Annotated in this window: 15 protein-coding genes; 7 read left to right on the top strand and 8 right to left on the bottom strand. The window is 77.7% G+C overall.

Annotated elements, in window-relative coordinates:
• Positions 1–77: 77 nt before the first annotated feature.
• From JD79_RS12880 to JD79_RS12865, 4 genes are read right to left on the bottom strand one after another with little or no spacing between them, the layout of a single operon-like run.
• Positions 78–1,298, bottom strand: a complete 1,221-nt coding sequence (locus JD79_RS12880; RefSeq protein WP_110005839.1) for a cytochrome P450 — start codon at positions 1,296–1,298, stop codon at positions 78–80.
• Between the two features lie 38 nt (positions 1,299–1,336).
• Positions 1,337–2,971 (bottom strand): SIR2 family NAD-dependent protein deacylase, encoded by a 1,635-nt coding sequence (locus tag JD79_RS12875; RefSeq protein WP_110005838.1) that lies wholly within the window; start codon positions 2,969–2,971, stop codon positions 1,337–1,339.
• A 58-nt stretch (positions 2,972–3,029) separates the two neighbouring features.
• The gene (locus JD79_RS12870) at positions 3,030–3,395 is read right to left on the bottom strand and encodes a hypothetical protein (protein WP_110005837.1); all 366 of its coding nucleotides are present in this window, start codon (positions 3,393–3,395) and stop codon (positions 3,030–3,032) included.
• Positions 3,338–3,655, bottom strand: a complete 318-nt coding sequence (locus tag JD79_RS12865) for a hypothetical protein (protein ID WP_146220433.1) — start codon at positions 3,653–3,655, stop codon at positions 3,338–3,340. Before JD79_RS12865 ends, JD79_RS12870 begins: the two co-directional genes overlap by 58 nt.
• A gap of 106 nt (positions 3,656–3,761) precedes the next feature.
• On the opposite strand from JD79_RS12865, the gene JD79_RS12860 reads away from it, so the two are divergent.
• The 3 genes from JD79_RS12860 to JD79_RS12850 all read left to right on the top strand — a co-directional run bounded on the left by JD79_RS12860 (position 3,762) and on the right by JD79_RS12850 (position 6,435).
• Positions 3,762–4,604, top strand: a complete 843-nt coding sequence (locus JD79_RS12860) for a DUF1206 domain-containing protein (RefSeq protein ID WP_110005835.1) — start codon at positions 3,762–3,764, stop codon at positions 4,602–4,604.
• Positions 4,605–4,680: 76 nt separating this feature from the next.
• Positions 4,681–5,520 carry a DUF1206 domain-containing protein gene (locus tag JD79_RS12855; RefSeq protein ID WP_110005834.1) on the top strand — a complete coding sequence of 280 codons (840 nt, stop codon included), beginning with the start codon at positions 4,681–4,683 and terminating at the stop codon, positions 5,518–5,520.
• Between the two features lie 78 nt (positions 5,521–5,598).
• Positions 5,599–6,435: a DUF1206 domain-containing protein gene (locus tag JD79_RS12850; RefSeq protein ID WP_245900067.1), complete on the top strand. Its 837-nt coding sequence runs from the start codon at positions 5,599–5,601 to the stop codon at positions 6,433–6,435.
• 61 nt (positions 6,436–6,496) lie between these two features.
• Here the strand turns inward: JD79_RS12850 and fabG are convergent, their stop codons facing one another.
• The 3 genes from fabG to JD79_RS12835 all read right to left on the bottom strand — a co-directional run bounded on the left by fabG (position 6,497) and on the right by JD79_RS12835 (position 9,152).
• Positions 6,497–7,258, bottom strand: a complete 762-nt coding sequence (gene fabG, locus JD79_RS12845) for a 3-oxoacyl-ACP reductase FabG (protein ID WP_110005832.1) — start codon at positions 7,256–7,258, stop codon at positions 6,497–6,499.
• 74 nt (positions 7,259–7,332) lie between these two features.
• The gene (locus JD79_RS12840; RefSeq protein ID WP_110005831.1) at positions 7,333–8,544 is read right to left on the bottom strand and encodes an acetyl-CoA C-acetyltransferase; all 1,212 of its coding nucleotides are present in this window, start codon (positions 8,542–8,544) and stop codon (positions 7,333–7,335) included.
• Between the two features lie 218 nt (positions 8,545–8,762).
• On the bottom strand, positions 8,763–9,152 hold the full coding sequence (locus JD79_RS12835) for an STAS domain-containing protein (RefSeq protein ID WP_170149186.1): 390 nt from the start codon (positions 9,150–9,152) through the stop codon (positions 8,763–8,765).
• A gap of 336 nt (positions 9,153–9,488) precedes the next feature.
• Between JD79_RS12835 and JD79_RS12830 the strand changes: the two genes are divergently transcribed.
• Both JD79_RS12830 and JD79_RS12825 read left to right on the top strand, forming a co-directional pair.
• Positions 9,489–9,791 carry a hypothetical protein gene (locus JD79_RS12830; protein WP_110005829.1) on the top strand — a complete coding sequence of 101 codons (303 nt, stop codon included), beginning with the start codon at positions 9,489–9,491 and terminating at the stop codon, positions 9,789–9,791.
• A 198-nt stretch (positions 9,792–9,989) separates the two neighbouring features.
• Positions 9,990–10,358 (top strand): hypothetical protein, encoded by a 369-nt coding sequence (locus JD79_RS12825; RefSeq protein ID WP_110005828.1) that lies wholly within the window; start codon positions 9,990–9,992, stop codon positions 10,356–10,358.
• A 68-nt stretch (positions 10,359–10,426) separates the two neighbouring features.
• Here JD79_RS12825 and JD79_RS12820 read toward each other — a convergent pair whose 3' ends face one another.
• Positions 10,427–13,429: a sacsin N-terminal ATP-binding-like domain-containing protein gene (locus tag JD79_RS12820; RefSeq protein WP_245900066.1), complete on the bottom strand. Its 3,003-nt coding sequence runs from the start codon at positions 13,427–13,429 to the stop codon at positions 10,427–10,429.
• A gap of 87 nt (positions 13,430–13,516) precedes the next feature.
• Between JD79_RS12820 and JD79_RS12815 the strand changes: the two genes are divergently transcribed.
• On the top strand, positions 13,517–15,055 hold the full coding sequence (locus JD79_RS12815) for an aldehyde dehydrogenase family protein (protein WP_110005826.1): 1,539 nt from the start codon (positions 13,517–13,519) through the stop codon (positions 15,053–15,055).
• Positions 15,052–16,665 carry a GMC family oxidoreductase gene (locus JD79_RS12810; protein ID WP_110005825.1) on the top strand — a complete coding sequence of 538 codons (1,614 nt, stop codon included), beginning with the start codon at positions 15,052–15,054 and terminating at the stop codon, positions 16,663–16,665. The genes JD79_RS12815 and JD79_RS12810 overlap by 4 nt, the downstream gene beginning before the upstream one ends.
• The last annotated feature ends 162 nt before the right edge of the window (positions 16,666–16,827 follow it).

The raw sequence follows: 16,827 nt of genomic DNA, 5'->3' as shown, positions 1-16,827 counted from the left end.
GGCCGGCGGGTCCTCCGGCGGGAACTCGTGCTCTGCCCCCGATGGAGGGGCAGAGCACGAGCGCGCGCGGGAGGAGGTCAGTGCGGCCGCATCACCACGCCGCTGGCCGGGCGGGCCGGGATCCGGTGCAGCGCGATGGTGAGGTCCTGGTCCGGTGCGGGGTCCGCCTCGAGCGCCGCCAGCCGCGGCGCCAGTGCGGCGAGCAGCGCGACGGTGATCTGCTCGCCCGGGCAGCGGTGGTTGGTGCGCGGGTCGCCGCCGCCCTGGGGGACGAGGTCGAACTCCCCGATCGCGCGGCCGAGGAAGCGCTCGGGCCGGAACGCGTAGGGGTCCTCCCACAGGTCCGGGTCGTGGTTCTGGCCGAAGATGTCGAGGAGCACCATCGCGTTCCTCGGGATCGGCTGCCCGCCGAACTCCAGCCGCTGCGGCGCCCGGCCGCCGATGAACGGCGCGAAGGGGTAGAACCGCCGCACCTCGTGCGCCCAGGCCTCGGCGAACGCCGGGTCGGCGTCGGCCAGCCGCTTCCGGTACTCCGGCCAGCGGGCCAGCGCGTGCCCGGAGAAGGCCATGAACCAGGCGCAGGCGGTGGTCGGGCGGATGACGTTGAGCAGCTCGACGGCGGCCAGGCGGGGGTCGAGGTGCTGGCCGTCGGCGTCCCGGTGCCGGACGACCGTCTCGAGCACCGAGCCCGGCGGCGTCGCCAGCGCGCCCGAGCGGACGTCGCGCACGATCGCCGCCAGCCAGTCCTCGCGCCGGCCGCGGGCACGGCGGGCGCGCCAGTGCCGCGGCCCGCCGGTGGCGAACCCGTCGACCATCGCGACGAGGTCCCGCGCGAGGCGCGGCACCTCGGCGTCGTCGAGCGGGATGCCGGCCCACCGGGTGACGGCGCCGGCGATCACCCGCGCCGACTCGTCGAACACCACGAACTCCGGACGGGTCGCCCACCCGCGCGCGGCGTCGTCCCAGGCGGCGGTGGCCCCGGCGGTGAGGGCGTCGATCCCGGCGCCGTCCATGAGCACCGCCACGAACATCGCCTTGCGCACCCGGTGCGCCTCGCCGTCGAGGGTGTGCACGGCGCCCTTGCCGAACAGGGTGCCCTGCACCGGTTCCGGGATGGCGTGCGCGCGGTGCACGTGGTCCTCGTCGTAGAGGAAGCGCGCCGCCTCGGGTCCCTGGATGCCCACCGCGGGCAGCCCGCCGAGCCGCGTGCCGACCGCCTGCCTGCCGTGTGCGCGGCGCAGGTCGGGCAGCCAGGCGTAGCCCTTGCTCAGCAGGGCGAGGGAGTTCTCGAGACGCATGGGTCCGGCCCTTCCCCTCGTGGGGAGGCGCCAACCGCTCAGCCCGGTCGCTGGGACTGCAGCCGGTCGTCGCGCGGCTCGGTCGCGGCGTCGGCGGGCTGCTCGCCGGAGGTGCCGTCCGGGCCGCCGTCGCGGCGGCCGGCCGAGCGCCCGGCACCCAGCCGGCGCAGCAGCGCGGCGACCTCCCCGGCCGCCGACGGCGTCCCCGCGCCCTCGGGCATCACGTCCGACACCGCCTGCAGCGCCTCGGCCAGGGCCCGCTCCCCGGCCGAGAGCATGCCGCGGTAGGCCGGGTCGAGGAGGTAGCCGGTGGGCGGGGTGGACAGGCAGCCGATGAGGTCCAGCAGCACCTCCAGCCGGCGCGCGGCCTCCGCCGGGGGCGTGTCGCCCCGGGCCATCGCCACCGTCTCCACGTCCTGCTCCCACAGCCGGCTGCGCGCGGCGTCCTCCTGCAGCGCGAGCACGGTGCCCGACGGCCGCCGCGGTCCCCGGTCGGACCCCTGCACGGCGCTGCGCACCTGGTGGGCGATGCGGATGAGGTCGTCGTCGAGCATCGAGGTGCCCACGAAGAGCACGTGCCGGGTGAGCAGCAGCGAGTGCAGGACGCCGGCCAGCGCGGCCCGCGAGTCACCCAGCTGCAGGTACTCCTCCCGCGTGAGGACGACGCTCTCGGGGTGCGCGGCGTCGCCGTGCAGCTTGAGCAGCCACGGGCGACCGGGCCGGGCCTCGTCGTAGGGCAGCACCGACAGGTCGCGGCCGATGTCGGCGGCGGCGAGCTCGACCAGCGGGTCGTAGTTGGTGGTCACGAACTCCTGCACCGGCAGGTCGGCGATGAGCGCGTGCGCGAGCGCGTACGGGCCGGGGCCGAAGCGCTCCTGCACGAAGGCCTCGAGCCGCTCCCGGCCGAGCTCGCGGGCCAGCAGCGCCGCGGAGTCCTGCGGCGGCAGCCGGGACAGCCCCTCGCGCAGGTCGTCGTCGAGGCCCGAGTGCCCGGCCAGCTCGTCGAGCAGCTGCTCCCACGTGGGCAGCCCGGCCGCGGCGCTGACCCCGGCGCCGATGAACAGCGCGAGCTGGCCGCGCCGGGCCCGCTCCCCCAGCTGCTCGGCCAGCACGCGCAGCGGCTCGGGGAGGTCCCAGCCGGCGGTGTCCTCGCGGCGGATGCGCTGGGCGGCGGCCAGGTCGCTGGGCCCGCGCAGCACCAGCGCGACGTCGAAGCCGTGCTCGTCGGCGGCCTCGCGCAGCACCGGCAGCAGCTGCTGCAGCAGGTCGCCGCGCCGCCCGGCCGCGCCGCCCCAGCCGGTGCCCAGCGCCGGCAGGCCCACCAGCCGCCGCGCCCGGCCGTGCACCGGCTCGGCCACCTCGCGGCGGGCGACGGCGGCCAGCGCCTCGCGGGCGCCGTCGAGCAGCCAGCCGAGCCCGCGCCCGCGGTCGTCGACCGTGTCGAGCAGCCAGGCCTGCCGCGCACCGGGGCCGGGGACCTCGAGCACGCGCTCGTCGCCGTTCCAGGCCAGGTCGACGCACACGCCCTCGGCATCCTCGTCGGTCACCAGGTCGTCGGGCAGCAGCGCCCGCCAGCTCCGCGCGATCCGCAGGGTGCGGCCGGTGGGCACGAGCACGTCGTCGCAGGACAGGCGGGTGAGGTCGGCTCCGACGACGAACACGTGTCCACTCACGCCGCTCCCCTACCCACCGCCTCCCCGGCGGAACGGCGTCCTCGGGCCGGTGGGGCCGCTAGGCGCGCGGGATGCCGCAGCCGCCGCCCGCGCAGGCGCAGCCCGCGCAGCCGGCGGCCCGGGGCGGCTCGGGAGCCGAGGCGACCGCGCGCAGGCCGGCGGCGGCGACGAGCAGCGGCACCGCCGCCAGGCCGGTGGCCAGCGCGGCGACCACCGCGGCGACGGCGGCGGCGCGGTCGGCGCCCTGGACGGCCAGCGTGCCGGCGAGCAGGGCGCCGACCAGCGCCGTCCACACCAGCAGGGCCGCGCCGGCGCGGCGGGCGGCACCCCCGCGGGCGAGCGCGACGGCCGCGCCGGCCAGCAGGGTCAGCGGCACCCCGGCCAGCAGGACCCAGCCGGTGGCGGCGGCCGACGTGACCGCCACGGCGACCGCGGCCAGCCCCCGGCGACGGCGGCCGCGCCGGGCGGCACGGAGCCCGACCGCAGCAGCCCGCTCCCGCGCGCGGCGGCGAGCAGGCCGAGCCCGCCGAGGAGCAGCCGGGCGCCGAGGTCGCCGGTCACGACGGCGACCACCGCGAGCACGACCAACAGGACGCCGAGGGCGGCGCGCAGCGGCCACGCCCGGCGCGCGGTCTCCCGCTCGGTGCGGAGGGGCGCGGGTGCTGCCGTCGTCGCGTTCGCCACGGCGCCAGTGTCCCGCATCCGCGGGCGCGCCCGGCGGACCGGTCCGGTGCGTGCGACGCTCGCCTCCGGCCGCGGCGCGGGGCGCGGCCGGGACGAACGGGGAAGCGTGACCGACGACGGGGCGCCGCTGGCCCAGCGCGCTGCCCGCAGCCCGGCGCTGCGGCACACCGCCCGGGCCGGGCTGTTCGGCTACGCGCTGATCCACCTGCTGGTCGCCTGGCTGGCGCTGCAGCTGGCCTGGGGCCCGGGCCGGGCCCGCACCGCCGGGCGCTCGGCCGACCAGGCGGGCGCGCTCGACGTGCTCGCCGAGTCCCCCTTCGGCGACGGCCTGCTCTGGGTCCTCGCCGCCGCCATGGCCGGGCTGTGCCTGTGGCAGGCCGCCGAGGTGCTGCGCCACCACCGGACGGTGCCGGAGCCGGGACCGCAGCGCCGGCAGGCCCTCGTGCAGGTGGTCAAGACGGTCGGCACGGCGGTGCTCTACGGCTTCCTCGCCGTCTCCGCCGCCCGGGCCGCGCTCGGCCTGCGGTCGGGACGGCGCGAGGAGCAGGAGACCGTGCGCGGGGTGCTGGCCTGGCCCGGCGGCCAGGCGCTCGTCGTCGCCGTCGCCCTGGTCGTCGTCGGCATCGGGGTCTACCACGTGCGCAAGGGCTGGCGGTCGGACTTCCTGGACGAGATCGACCTGGGTGAGGTCTCCCCCGCGCTGCGCACGCTGGTGCACCGGTCGGGCCAGGTCGGGTTCGTGCTCAAGGGCGTCGCGCTGGTGCTGGTGGGCGCGGTGGTGGCCTGGGCCGCGGCCACGGTCGACGCCGACAGCGCCACCGGCCTCGACGGCGCCCTGCGCACGCTGGCCACCGGACCGCTCGGGCCCGCGCTGCTCACCGTCGTCGCCACCGGGCTGGCCGCCTTCGCCGGGTACCTCCTGGCCCGGGCCCGCGCACCCGTGGGGTGATCGCCGACCCGGCGCACGGGCCGCCCGTGTGCCACGCTGGTCCGTCGCACCAGGGAGAGCCAGGAGGATGCCTTCCATGAGTGGTCCGGGAACGGCGATGGGCGCGGCCGGCCGGGCCGGGAACAGCGACGCCCTCGAGAACCTCGCGCGCGTCGGGCTGATCGCCTACGGCGTGGTGCACCTGCTCATCGCGTGGCTCGCGCTGCAGCTGGCCTGGGGCGGCGGCGGGCAGGCTGCCGACCAGTCCGGCGCCATGGGCACGCTGGCCGCCTCGCCGGTCGGCAAGCCGCTGCTGTGGGTGCTGGCCATCGGGCTCATCGCCCTCGCGCTGTGGCAGATCGCCGAGGTGCTGCGCTGGCGGTCGGGCTGGTCGGCCACCGGCGAGGCCCGCAAGCGGGCGGTCAAGAAGTCGGTCAAGGCCGTGGCCAAGACGGTGGTCTACGCGGCGCTGGCGTTCACCGCGTTCCGCTTCGCCACCGGCAGCGGCGAGTCGAGCTCGGCGCAGCAGCAGCAGACCGCGGCCGGCGTCTTCGGCTGGCCCGGCGGGCGCTGGCTGGTCGGGCTCGTCGGCCTGGTCGTCATCGGCGTCGGCGTCCACCACGTGCTCAAGGGCGCCAAGAAGAGCTTCCTCAAGGAGATCGACCTCGCCTCCGCCCCGCCGTCCGCCGAGCGCACCGTGACCCGACTGGGCCAGGTCGGCTACCCGGCCAAGGGCGTGGCCCTCGGGGTGGTCGGCGCGCTGTTCGTCTGGGCGGCGGTCACCTTCGACCCCGCCAAGGCCTCGGGCCTCGACGGCGCCATGCGGACCGTCCTCGACGCCCCCTTCGGCAAGATCCTGCTGACCCTGGTCGCCCTCGGCATCGCCGCGTTCGGCGCCTTCTGCTTCGTCCGGGCGCGCTACCCCGAGCGCACCTGAATGGAGGACCCCCTCCTCCCCACCCCTCGCAGGCTGGGGGCGGGCCCCGGGAGGGGGCCAGGGGCCCGCTTCGACCCGGTGCACCGGGCGGTCGCGGCCGCCCGGGAGGTCACCGACCACCCCGTGCTGGCCGCCGCCGCGCGGGTCGGCCTGGTCGCCTACGGCCTGGTGCACCTGCTCATCGGCTGGCTCACCTGGCGGGTGTCCCGCGGCGCCGGCGGCACCGACGCCGACCAGACCGGCGCGCTGGAGACCGTCGCCGGCACTCCCGGCGGGTCGGTGCTGCTGTGGGCGATCGCCCTGGGGCTGCTCGCGCTGGCGCTGTGGCAGGCCGGCGAGGTGCTGCTGTGGTGGCGCGGGCTGCTCGACGCCGAGCACCGCACCCGCACCGCCGTCGTCTGCGCCAAGTGCCTGGCCAAGGCCGCCGTCTACGCCGTCCTCGGGGTCACCGCGCTGCTGTTCGGCGTCGGCGCGGAGTACGAGGCCGACGAGCGGCTGCGCGAGCTGACCGGGGAGACGCTCGAGGTGCCCGGCGGCGCGGTCGCGGTGGCGGTGGCCGCCACCGGCGTCCTCGCGGTGGGCGCCTACTCGGTGTGGCGCGGCGCCACCGGCGGCTTCATGCGCGACGTCGACCTGCCCGCCGCGCCCGACCGGTGGGAGCCGCTCATCGAGGCCGTCGGCCGGATCGGGTACGTGGCCAAGGGCGTGGCGTTCGGCGTCGTCGGGGTGCTGCTGTGGCGGGCGGCGACGACGGCCGACGTCTCCACCGCCACCGGTCTCGACGGCGCGATGACCGCGATCGGCCGCACGGGGGCGGGCCCGGCGCTGCTCACCGTCGTCGCGGTGGGGTTCGCCGCGTTCGGCGTCTACGCCCTGGCCCGCGCCCGCTACCCCGACCGGGACCCGTCGTCCTAGTGGCCCCCGTGCAGGGTCCCGCGCCGAGCCTGCGAGGCGTGGGGGGCACGGGGGTCCTTCCTCAGTTCCGGGGGCCGCCGGCCACGTAGACGACCTGGCCGGAGACGAAGCCCGCGCCCTCGCTGACGAAGAACGAGACGGTGTGCGCGATGTCCTCGGGGACGCCGGCGCGGGCCACCGGGATCGCCGCGGCGCGCTCGGCCACGTACTCCTCCCAGTCCCGGCCGATCCGCTCGGCGGTCGCCTTCGTCATCTCGGTCTGGATGAAGCCCGGCGCGATCGCGTTGGCGGTGACGCCGAACTTGCCCAGCTCGATGGCCAGCGTCTTGGTGAAGCCCTGCAGCCCGGCCTTGGCGGTGGCGTAGTTGGCCTGCCCGCGGTTGCCCAGCGCCGACGTCGACGACAGGTTCACCACGCGGCCCCACGTCGCGTCGACCATGTACTTCTGGCAGGCGCGGGTCATGAGGAACGAGCCGCGCAGGTGCACGTGCATGACCAGGTCCCAGTCGGCGTCGGTCATCTTGAACAGCATGTTGTCGCGGGTGACGCCCGCGTTGTTGACCAGCACGACCGGCGGGCCCAGCTCCGCGGCGACCCGGTCGACGGCGGCCTGCACCTGCTCGGGGTCGCCGACGTCGGCGCCCACCCCGAGCGCACGACCGCCCGCGGCCTCGATCGCCTGCACCGTGCCCGCGGTCGAGGACTCGTCGAGGTCGACGACCGCGACGGCGAAGCCGTCGGCGGCCAGGCGGAGCGCGGTGGCCGCACCGATGCCGCGGGCGGCGCCCGTGACGATCGCGACGCGGGCGGTGGACTCGCTCATGGGGAGGCTCTCCTCGGGGTCGGGGGCTGCCGGCCGATCATGCCGGGCAGCCCCCGGACGCGCCGGGCGGGGTGTCACACCCGCTCGAGGACGGCGGCCAGGCCCTGCCCGCCGCCGATGCACATCGTCTCCAGGCCGTAGCGGGCGCCGCGGCGGTCCATCTCGCGGGTCAGCGTGGCGAGGATGCGCCCGCCGGTGGCGCCGACCGGGTGGCCCAGCGAGATCCCCGAGCCGTTGACGTTCATCCGGTCGAAGTCGGCCTCGGTGAAGCCCCACTCGCGGGTCACGGCGAGGACCTGGCTGGCGAAGGCCTCGTTGAGCTCGATGAGGTCGATGTCGGCCAGCTTGAGGCCGGCGAGGTCGAGCGCCTTGGCCGTCGCCGGGACCGGGCCGATGCCCATGGTCTTCGGCGGGACGCCGGCCACCGCCCACGACACGATCCGGGCCAGCGGGCGCAGCCCGAGCTCGGCCGCCTTCTCCGGCGAGGTGACGACGCAGACCGCGGCGCCGTCGTTCTGGCCGCTGGCGTTGCCGGCGGTGACCGTGGCCTCGGGGTCGTCCCTGCCCATGATCGGGCGCAGCTTCGCCAGCGTCTCGACGTTCGAGTCGGGGCGGATGTGCTCGTCGCGCTCGACGACGGTGTCGCCCTTGCGGCCCCTGATCGTCACCGGGACGATCTCGTCGGCGAAGCGGCCCGCCTCGGTGGCGGCGGCGGCGCGCCGGTGGCTGCGGACGGAGTACTCGTCCTGCTCCTCGCGCCCGATCCCGTACTCCCGGCGCAGGTTCTCGGCGGTCTCGAGCATGCCGCCGGGCACCGGGTGGTGGACCCCGCCGGCGGTGACCCGGCCGCGCGCCAGGCCGTCCTGCAGCAGCACACCCGGGCCGGCCTTGACGCCCCAGCGCATGGCGGTCGAGTAGAACGGCGCGTTGCTCATCGACTCCGCGCCGCCGGCCAGGACCACCTCGGCCGAGCCGGTCTGCACCTGCATCGCCGCGTAGAGCACGGCCTGCAGGCCCGAGCCGCAGCGGCGGTCGACCTGGATGCCCGCGGCGGTCACCGGGAGGCCGGCGTCCAGCGCGGCGACGCGGCCGATCGCCGGCGCCTCCATCGTCGGGTAGCAGTGGCCGAGGACGACGTCGTCGACCGACTCCGGCGGCAGGCCGGTGCGCTCCAGGAGCGCCTTGACGACGGTCGAGGCCAGGTCCTGCACCGGGACGTCCCGCAGGGAGCCCCCGAAGCCCCCGACCGGGGTCCGCAGCGGCTCACAGATGACCGCGTCACGCACGGCGTCCTCCTCGGCTCGTGGTCCCGCCCGCGTCCGGGCGGCTCGTCAGGGAGTGTGCTCCCCCGCCCCCGGACGGGCGATGACGGCCCCGGACGCCCGCGCTCCGGTCCACGACCGTGCGCAGCGGGTCGCGGCGGCGTCCCCGGCGGAGGTCGCCGGGCTGCTCGGCCGATCGGACGAGGAGATCGCCGCGGAGCCGGACGGCGCCGGCGGTGCCGTCAGGCGGCGCCGGCGCCCGCTCGGGGTTCGACCTGCTCGACGCCCAGCAGGTCCCACAGCCCGGTGACCTGCAGCGCCCGGCTGACGGCGCGGGTGCCGACGAGGACGCGCAGGCCGGTGTCCTGGGCGGCGGCGGTGCGGTGGGCGACGGCCAGGGCGGACAGGCCGGCGGAGTCGAGGAAGGTCACGGCCACGAGGTCGACGGTCACCTCGCGCGGGCCGGAGGCGAAGGCGGTGTCGAGCGCGCGGCGCAGCATCGGCGCGGTGGCGCAGTCGACCTCACCGGACAGCACGAGGCGGACGACGTCGTCCAGGATCACGGTGTCGACGGTGAGCAGGTCGTCGAGGGGACCAGGGGTGGCGGGTGGGCCCTGGGAGAGAGTGGTCACGGTGCGCTCCTCTGTGGAGAGCGAACCCGTGCGGAGGACAGCGGCTGGGAGGCCACACCACGGCGCGGAGTCCGGCATTGGGATGCACGGCTGATGGTTGAACCGCAACCCGGACGTTAGGCCCGGTGCAGGTGGGACGCAAGGTCCCCGCCGGGGTGTCCCCCGTGCCGTCCCGGCGTGTCGCCCGCCCCCGACCGGGCGCGTGAGCAGGCACACCACCGCCGGTGGCCCCGCGGCACGAGGGGCCGGGCGACGGCGACCGGACGTGGCGCGGCCCTCTCCCGCCTCCCTCGTCGCCCCGCCGGCCCGCTCCCGGAGGCGGGGATACTGGTCGGCGTGAACACGCGACTGGTGCTGGCGTTCGCGGTCTGGGCGGCGGTCTCGGTCGTGGCGTTCCTCGCCATCCCCGACGTCATCGTCAGCCTGGGGATGGTCATCTTCGGCGCCGTCCTGCTGCTGGTCCTCGTCATGGCCCGGGACTGGGACGCGCACTCCTCCTTCGAGGAGCGCGAGATGCTGCGCGCCCGCCGGCGGAAGGCCCGCTGGGAGCGCACCGCCGGCTCCCGTGCCCGCGACCGCGAGCGCTGGGAGGCCCACCAGGCGCGCCGCGCCACCCGCGCCGCCGACGAGCAGCGGTAATCCGCTCGACGGGGCGCGCCCGGGCGCCCTACCGTCACCGCATGCGCTCCTGAGCCGTCCGCCTCGCTGCGACGTCCGCGTCCCCGACCGGGACGCCCGCGGGTCGAGTTCCTCCCCGCTCCCGTCCGCCCACCCGGGCGCGCCCCTCCCTGGCTGCCGGCTGCCCGCGGCCGGTCCGACCTCCCTCCGGAGGCCCCCGTGTCACGTCCCGTCCGTTCCCTGCCCGCCGCGGCCGCCGCCGCGCGCGACGCCCTCCCCGCACCGGACGCCGCCGCCTTCGAGCGGCTGGCCTCGTCCGTGCTCGCCTCCCCCGGGGCGGCGCTCGGCCCGGTCCTGCGGGCCCAGCTCCCCGGTGTGGCCGGGGTCCGCTGGCTGCGGACCGCCGGTCTGGCGCCGACCGCCCGCGCCGGCTCGCTCACGGCGGAGCAGTGGTCGTCGCTGTACTCCTGCTGGCGGTCGACCGCGGCCGCGCCGACGGCGGGCGGCACGTCCGTCCGCCGGGGCGGCGGGCGGACCTCGGCGCACGGGCACGCGCCCGGCGCCCTGGCCGCTCCCCGCTGGCACTAGGAGGACCCCTCTGCCCCCACCGCTCGCACGCTCGCGGCGGGACCCTGCAGAGGAGCCACCCGGGAAGGTCACTGGACCGCGTCCTCCGCGGCGAGGTCGACCGAGCGGGCGGGCTCGGCGAACGCCTCGGCCAGCGCCTGGCGCAGCGGCCAGGCGCCGGCCCGCCACGCCAGCGCCCGGCCGAGCGCGCCCGGGCTCCCGTCCACGCAGTCGACCGCCTCGCCGGGCCACCACGGCACCGCCCGGCCGCCGGCCAGCAGCGGCTCGTGGACGGCGACCTCCCCCGTCAGCTCCGGCACCCCGAGGCGGGCGGCGGCGAGGTCGGCGCCGGGCACCGCGGCCCACGGCTGCCGGCGCACCGGCGTGCTCGTGACCTCCGCCCGCACCCGCTCGCCGGCCAGCGGCAGGTCGAGCAGGTCGGCCACCGGTCCGGGCGCGCCCCCGGCCGGCACGAGCAGCGCGTCGGCCAGCGGCAGCAGCCACGGTGCGTCCAGCACGACGACGGTCTCGCGCGCGGGGTCGGCGACCCGGTCCGGCGCCACCCGCACGCGCGCCGGCGGGTCGACGTCGATCCCGTCGAGCGCCGTCGCGAGGCGGGCGTACACGGTGCGCAGCACCGGCGCCGGCACCGCGCGGGCGGGGTCGCCCAGGCGCTCGAGCAGGTCGAGCGCGGTGTCGGCGTCGGCGAGGACGTCGTCGACGGTGGCCGGGAGGCGCAGCCGCTCGAGCACCTCCTCCGGGCCGGCCGCGACGTCGTACAACCCCTGCAGCTCCCGGCTGCCCGGCGCGCACAGCCGGTCGGGGCGGCGGCCGCCGAGCACCGGGTGGGTGCCGAGCCACCAGCGCAGGTAGCCGGGCACCGGCACGCCGTCGAGGACGACGTCGGCCCACGCCTCGTCGGGGAGCGCGGCCAGCAGGGGCAGCGCGCCGGCCCAGTCGGCGACCAGCTCCAGGTCCCGGACGGCGGTCAGCGGCGGCCACGACGGCGGCGGCGCGCCGGGAGGCAGCCGGTCGACGACGGCGTCGGCCCACGCGTCGGCGGCGTCGACGTCGAGGTCGTCGGGGTCCTCGGCGCGCACCAGCGCGAAGTCGGCCAGCACCCCGGCCGCGCGCAGGGTGGCGGGGTCGTGCTCCGCGGCGAAGTCCGGGTCGAGCGTCCCGAGGGCGCCGTCCTCGAGCACCCCGGCCAGCGGCGCCCCCGGCAGCAGCAGCTCCCCCGCCGGCGCCCAGGCGCCGTCGGCGTCGGGCAGGGCGAGCTCGGCCAGCCACGGCAGCTCGCCGGGCGTGGTGCCGGCGGCGGCGACCAGCGCGAGCACGGCCTGCGCCAGCGCGGCCGGCTTGCCGTCGTCCCAGCCCTCCTCCACGGCGTCCACCGACGCCTCCACCGCGGACTGCACGGCGGGGTCGGCGAGCACCACGGCGGCGGTCGCCGGGCGCGCGCCCAGCCGCTCCAGCAGTCGCCGCGCGGCCGGGGTCGCCACGGCGGCGGGCTCCGCGACCCGCAGGTGCAGCGGGCCCAGGTGCCCCACCGGGAGGTCGTCGGCGGGCAGGAGCACGCCGGCCGGGCCGGAGGCGGTGCGCCCGTCGGCCAGCGGCACCGGCAGGGCGCCGAGCTCCTCGCGGTCGGCGCCGTCGAGCGCGGCGTAGAGCCGCGCCCACCACTGCGGCGGCCGGCTGATCCCGGCGACCGCCTCGACCACCGCGGCCGGGCCGAGCCGCCGCACGCCCAGGGCGGCGAGCGCGGGGGCGCCGTCGCGCCGGGACCAGCCGGCCGGCAGCAGCCCCGGCAGGACGCCGGCCAGGACCTCGACCGGCTCCTCGCGGTCGTCGTCGAGCACCGCGGCGCGGCCGGGGGGCTGCCGGGCGCCGGGGTCGTCGGCCACCGGCAGCCACGGCACGGCGCGCAGCCGGTCGAGGACCGCCGAGCCGAGCGCCGCGTCGAGCTCGGCGGCGGCCAGGCCGATCCGCGGCACCAGCGCCAGCACCGCGGGGTCACCGGCGAGCGCGGGAACCAGGTCGGCGTAGGTGTCCGCGGCGACGGCGACCAGCGCGTCGGTGACCGAGCCCGGGGCGACGTGCCGGCGGTCGGGCCCGAGCGGGAACGGGGCGATCAGGCGCGCCGGCAGCGACAGCGGCTCGTCGCTGGGGGTGGGCGCGTGCAGCACCTGGCGCCCGGCCGGCGGCACCAGGCGGCCGTCGTCGTCGAGGGGGACCGCCCAGGTCACCGTGTAGCCGCGGCGGGCGCGCTCCTCGACCGGGCGGTCGGCGAGCAGGCCGGCCGGCAGCTCGCCGCTGCGGGTGGCCAGCCGCCAGGTGGTGGTGCGGTCGCCGTCGCGGACGCGGGCCAGCGGCGGCTCGGCCGTGCAGCCGAGCAGGCGCGCGGTCCCGTCGACGACGACCTCGACCTCGGCCAGCCCGGGCAGCGCCAGCAGCAGCTCGGCCTCCAGCTGCTCGAGCGCGGCGCGGACGGCGGCCCGCGAGCCGGCGCGCAGCGGCAGCACGACCTCGGTGGCGTACCCCTCGGGCGGGGGGCCGTCGGCCGGCCACGGCAGCCGCAGCACCGGGACCGCGCCGTCGCGGCGGCCCAGCTCGGCGGCGAGCTCCGGGACGTCGGCCACCTCGGCGCGGGTGTGCGCGGCGCTGAACCGCACGCCGCCGGTGGTGGAGTGGACGGCGGGTTCGTCACTGACGGCGAGGACGGCGGCGAACCCGACCCCGAAGCGGCCGACGGTCGCGACCTCGTCGCGCTTGGCCGAGGCGCGCAGCGTGGCCAGCCCGGTGACCCCGTCGGCGTCCAGCGGCGCGCCGGTGTTCGCGGCGTGCAGCACCTCTCCCCCGCCGCCGGGCCCGCTCCCGACCGTGACCAGCTCCAGCCGCAGCCGGCCGGGCACGCCGGCGCGCACCGCGGCGTCGGCGGCGTTCTGCGCCAGCTCGACCAGCAGCCGGTCGCGGTAGCCGCCGCGGACCAGGTCCTCCTCCGCGTTGGCGTCCTCGCGGAAGCGCGCCGGGGAGTCGGCCCACGCCGCCAGCACGCGGCGGCGCAGGCCCGCGGTGTCGAAGGGGTCGGCCACGGGGGTCAGCATGGCAGCGCGCGGGTCCCCCGGACGGGTCCCCGACCGGAGCTACGCGCCGGTAACTTGCCGGGTAACCTGCGCCACATGTCGCTCGTCGAGCAGATGGACACGGTCACCGACGCCGCCGCCGGCACGGTCGACCGGCACGCCACCACCGAGACCTTCGAGTCGACGAACCCGGCCTCCGGTGCCGTCGTCGGCGTCTTCCCCGTGCACGACGCCGCCGCGGTGCAGGCGACCGTCGAGCGGGCCCGCCCGGCCGCGCAGCGCTGGGCCGAGCTCGGCCACGACGGCCGCCGGCAGCGGCTGGCCGCCTTCCGCGGCTACCTGGCCCGCCGCCTGCACGAGCTCGCCGACCTGGTGCACCGGGAGAACGGCAAGCCGCACGCCGACGCGATCCTCGAGATCACCCTGGCCATCGAGCACCTCGCCTGGGCCGGGGCGCACGCGCGGAAGACGCTGGGCGAGCGCCGCGTGCGCGCCGGCGTGCTCGCGGCCAACCACGCCGCCTACCTGGAGTACCAGCCGCTCGGCGTCGTCGGCGTGATCGGCCCGTGGAACTACCCGGTGTTCACGCCGATGGGCTCGATCGGCTACGCGCTGGCCGCCGGCAACGCCGTCGTGTTCAAGCCCTCGGAGTACACGCCCGCCGTCGGTGCGTGGCTGGCCGCCGCGTGGCGGGCCGCCGTCCCCGACGTCGCCGACGCCTTCCAGGTCGTCACCGGGTTCGGCGAGACCGGCGCCGCGCTGTGCCGCGCCGGCGTGGGCAAGCTCGCCTTCACCGGCTCGGCGCCCACCGGCCGCAAGGTCATGGCCGCCTGCGCCGAGACGCTCACCCCGGTGCTCATGGAGCTCGGCGGCAAGGACGCGATGATCGTCGACGACGACGCCGACGTGGCCGCCGCGGCCGACGCCGCCGTCTGGGGCTCGATGAGCAACGCCGGGCAGACCTGCATCGGCATCGAGCGCGTGTACGCCACCGCGCCGGTCTACGACCGGTTCGTCGCCGAGGTCACCGAGCGGGTGCGCGGGTTGCGACCCGGTTCCGACGACGAGGCCGCCTACGGCCCGATGACGATGGCCGCGCAGACCGACGTCGTGCGGCGGCACCTCGAGGACGCCACCTCCTCCGGCGGCCGGGCGGTCCTCGGGGGCACCGTCGACGGCGGGTTCATCGCGCCGACCGTGCTGCTCGACGTCCCCGAGTCCTCCTCCGCGGTGCGCGAGGAGACCTTCGGGCCGACGCTCACCATCACCCGGGTCGCCGACGCCGAGGAGGCGCTGGAGCGGACCAACGCGACGTCCTACGGGCTGGCCGGCGCGGTGTTCTCCCGCTCGAGGGCGCGCGCCATGGACCTCGCCCGCCGGATGCGCAGCGGCATGACCAGCGTGAACTCGGTGCTGACCTTCGCCGGGGTGCCCTCGCTGCCCTTCGGCGGCGTGGGCGAGAGCGGCTTCGGCCGGATCCACGGCGAGGACGGGCTCAAGGAGTTCACCCGCGCCAAGGCGATCACCCGCCAGCGCTTCGCCCTGCCGGTGGACCTCATGTCGTTCACCCGCCCCCCGGCCGCGGCCGACGCGGTGGCGCGGGTGATGGGCATGGTGCACGGGCGGCACCGGTGAGCACTCCGGACGAGTACGACGTCGTCGTCGTCGGGGCCGGCTCGGCCGGCTGCGCGCTGGCCGCCCGGCTGACCGAGGACCCGTCGGTGCGGGTGCTGCTGCTGGAGGCCGGCGGCTCCGACGACGTCCTCGAGGTCCGGATCCCGGCCGCCATGTACAAGGTCTGGCGCACCCGCCGGGACTGGAACTACACGACCGAGCCGCAGCCGGGCCTCGGCGGGCGCGGGCTGTTCTGGCCGCGCGGCAAGCTGCTCGGCGGGTCCTCCTCGATCAACGCGATGATCTACATCCGCGGCGCGGCGGCCGACTACGACGAGTGGGCGTCGCTGACCGGCGACCCGTCGTGGTCCTACGAGTCGGTGCTGCCGGTGTTCCGCCGGATGGAGGACAACGCGCGCGGCGCCGACCGCTTCCACGGCGTCGGCGGGCCGCTGCGGGTGGAGGACCTGCGCTCGCCGCACGCGTGGACCCGCGCGGTCGTCGGGTCGGCGCTCGCGGCCGGCCACCCGCGCAACGACGACTTCAACGGCGCCACCCAGGAGGGCGTGGGGCAGTACCAGGTGACGCAGAAGCGCGGCCGCCGCTGGTCGGCCGCCGACGCCTACCTGCGCCCCGCGCTGGGCCGGCCCAACCTCACCGTGCTCACCGGCGCGCTCACCACCCGGGTCCTGCTGTCGGGCGGGCGCGCCACCGGCGTGGAGTACCGGCGCGGCGGGCAGACGCACACCGCGCACGCCGCCGGCGAGGTCGTGCTCAGCGGCGGCGCGGTGAACTCCCCGCAGCTGCTCATGCTCTCGGGCATCGGGCCCGCCGCCCACCTGCGCGAGGTCGGCGTCGACGTCGTCCACGACCTGCCCGGCGTCGGCGGCGGGCTGCAGGACCACCCGCTCGTGCCGGTGATCTGGAACGTGCGGTCGGGGAGGTCGCTGCTGCGGGCGGAGTCGCCGTCGGGGTACGCGCGCTGGTTCGGCGCCCGCCGCGGGCCGCTGTCGTCGAACCTGGCCGAGGCGGGGCTGTTCACCCGCTCGCGCCCGGACCTCGACTCCCCCGACCTGCAGTACCACTTCCTGCCGGTCAAGTTCTGGCGGCAGGCGGAGGTCGACCCCGACGTCGACGCCTTCACCGCGGCCGCCGTCCTGGTGCACGTGCACTCGCGCGGGTCGGTGCGGCTGCGCTCGGCCGACCCGACGTGGGCGCCGGCCATCGACGCCGGCTACCTCACCGACGAGCGCGACCTCGACGCGCTGGTCACCGGCGTGGAGAAGGCGCGCGAGGTCGCCTCGGTGGGGCCGCTGGCGTCGGTGCTGGCCGGGGAGTGGTCGCCGGGCGGGCCCGTGCGGACGCGCGAGGAGCTCCGGCAGTCGGTGCGGGACACCCTCGAGTCGCTGTACCACCCGGTGTCCTCGTGCCGGATGGGCACCGACGGCGACTCCGTCGTCGACCCGCAGCTGCGGGTGCACGGGCTCGAGGGCCTGCGGGTGGTGGACGCCTCGGTGATGCCGACGCTGGTCCGCGGCAACACGAACGCGCCGACGATCATGATCGCGGAGCGCGCCGCCGACCTCCTCGCCGGCCGCACCGTCGACCCCGCCCTGGTGGCCACCGCCTGACGAGATCCCCGACCGGCCGGCGCCGCGGTCGGACACCGCCACGAGGGCGTCCGCCGTGAGGTGCCGCGAGGCCACCATGGTCGTCCGTCGCCGCGAACGGGGCTCCGTACCAGGTGGCTGCGGAGTGCCCGCCGACCGCGGCTCCCGGCGGGAGGAGGAGTG

The sequence above is a fragment of the Geodermatophilus normandii genome (assembly GCF_003182485.1).
Taxonomy (GTDB): Bacteria; Actinomycetota; Actinomycetes; order Mycobacteriales; family Geodermatophilaceae; genus Geodermatophilus; species Geodermatophilus normandii.
This window is presented reverse-complemented; position numbering and strand designations above follow the sequence as displayed.

Bases quoted from the DNA above. Each gene is read 5' to 3' on its own strand.
- JD79_RS12880 (WP_110005839.1), bottom strand. From the start codon at position 1,298: ATGCGTCTCGAGAACTCCCTCGCCCTGCTGAGCAAGGGCTACGCCTGG.
- JD79_RS12855 (WP_110005834.1), top strand. From the start codon at position 4,681: ATGAGTGGTCCGGGAACGGCGATGGGCGCGGCCGGCCGGGCCGGGAAC.
- fabG (WP_110005832.1), bottom strand. From the start codon at position 7,258: ATGAGCGAGTCCACCGCCCGCGTCGCGATCGTCACGGGCGCCGCCCGC.
- JD79_RS12815 (WP_110005826.1), top strand. From the start codon at position 13,517: ATGTCGCTCGTCGAGCAGATGGACACGGTCACCGACGCCGCCGCCGGC.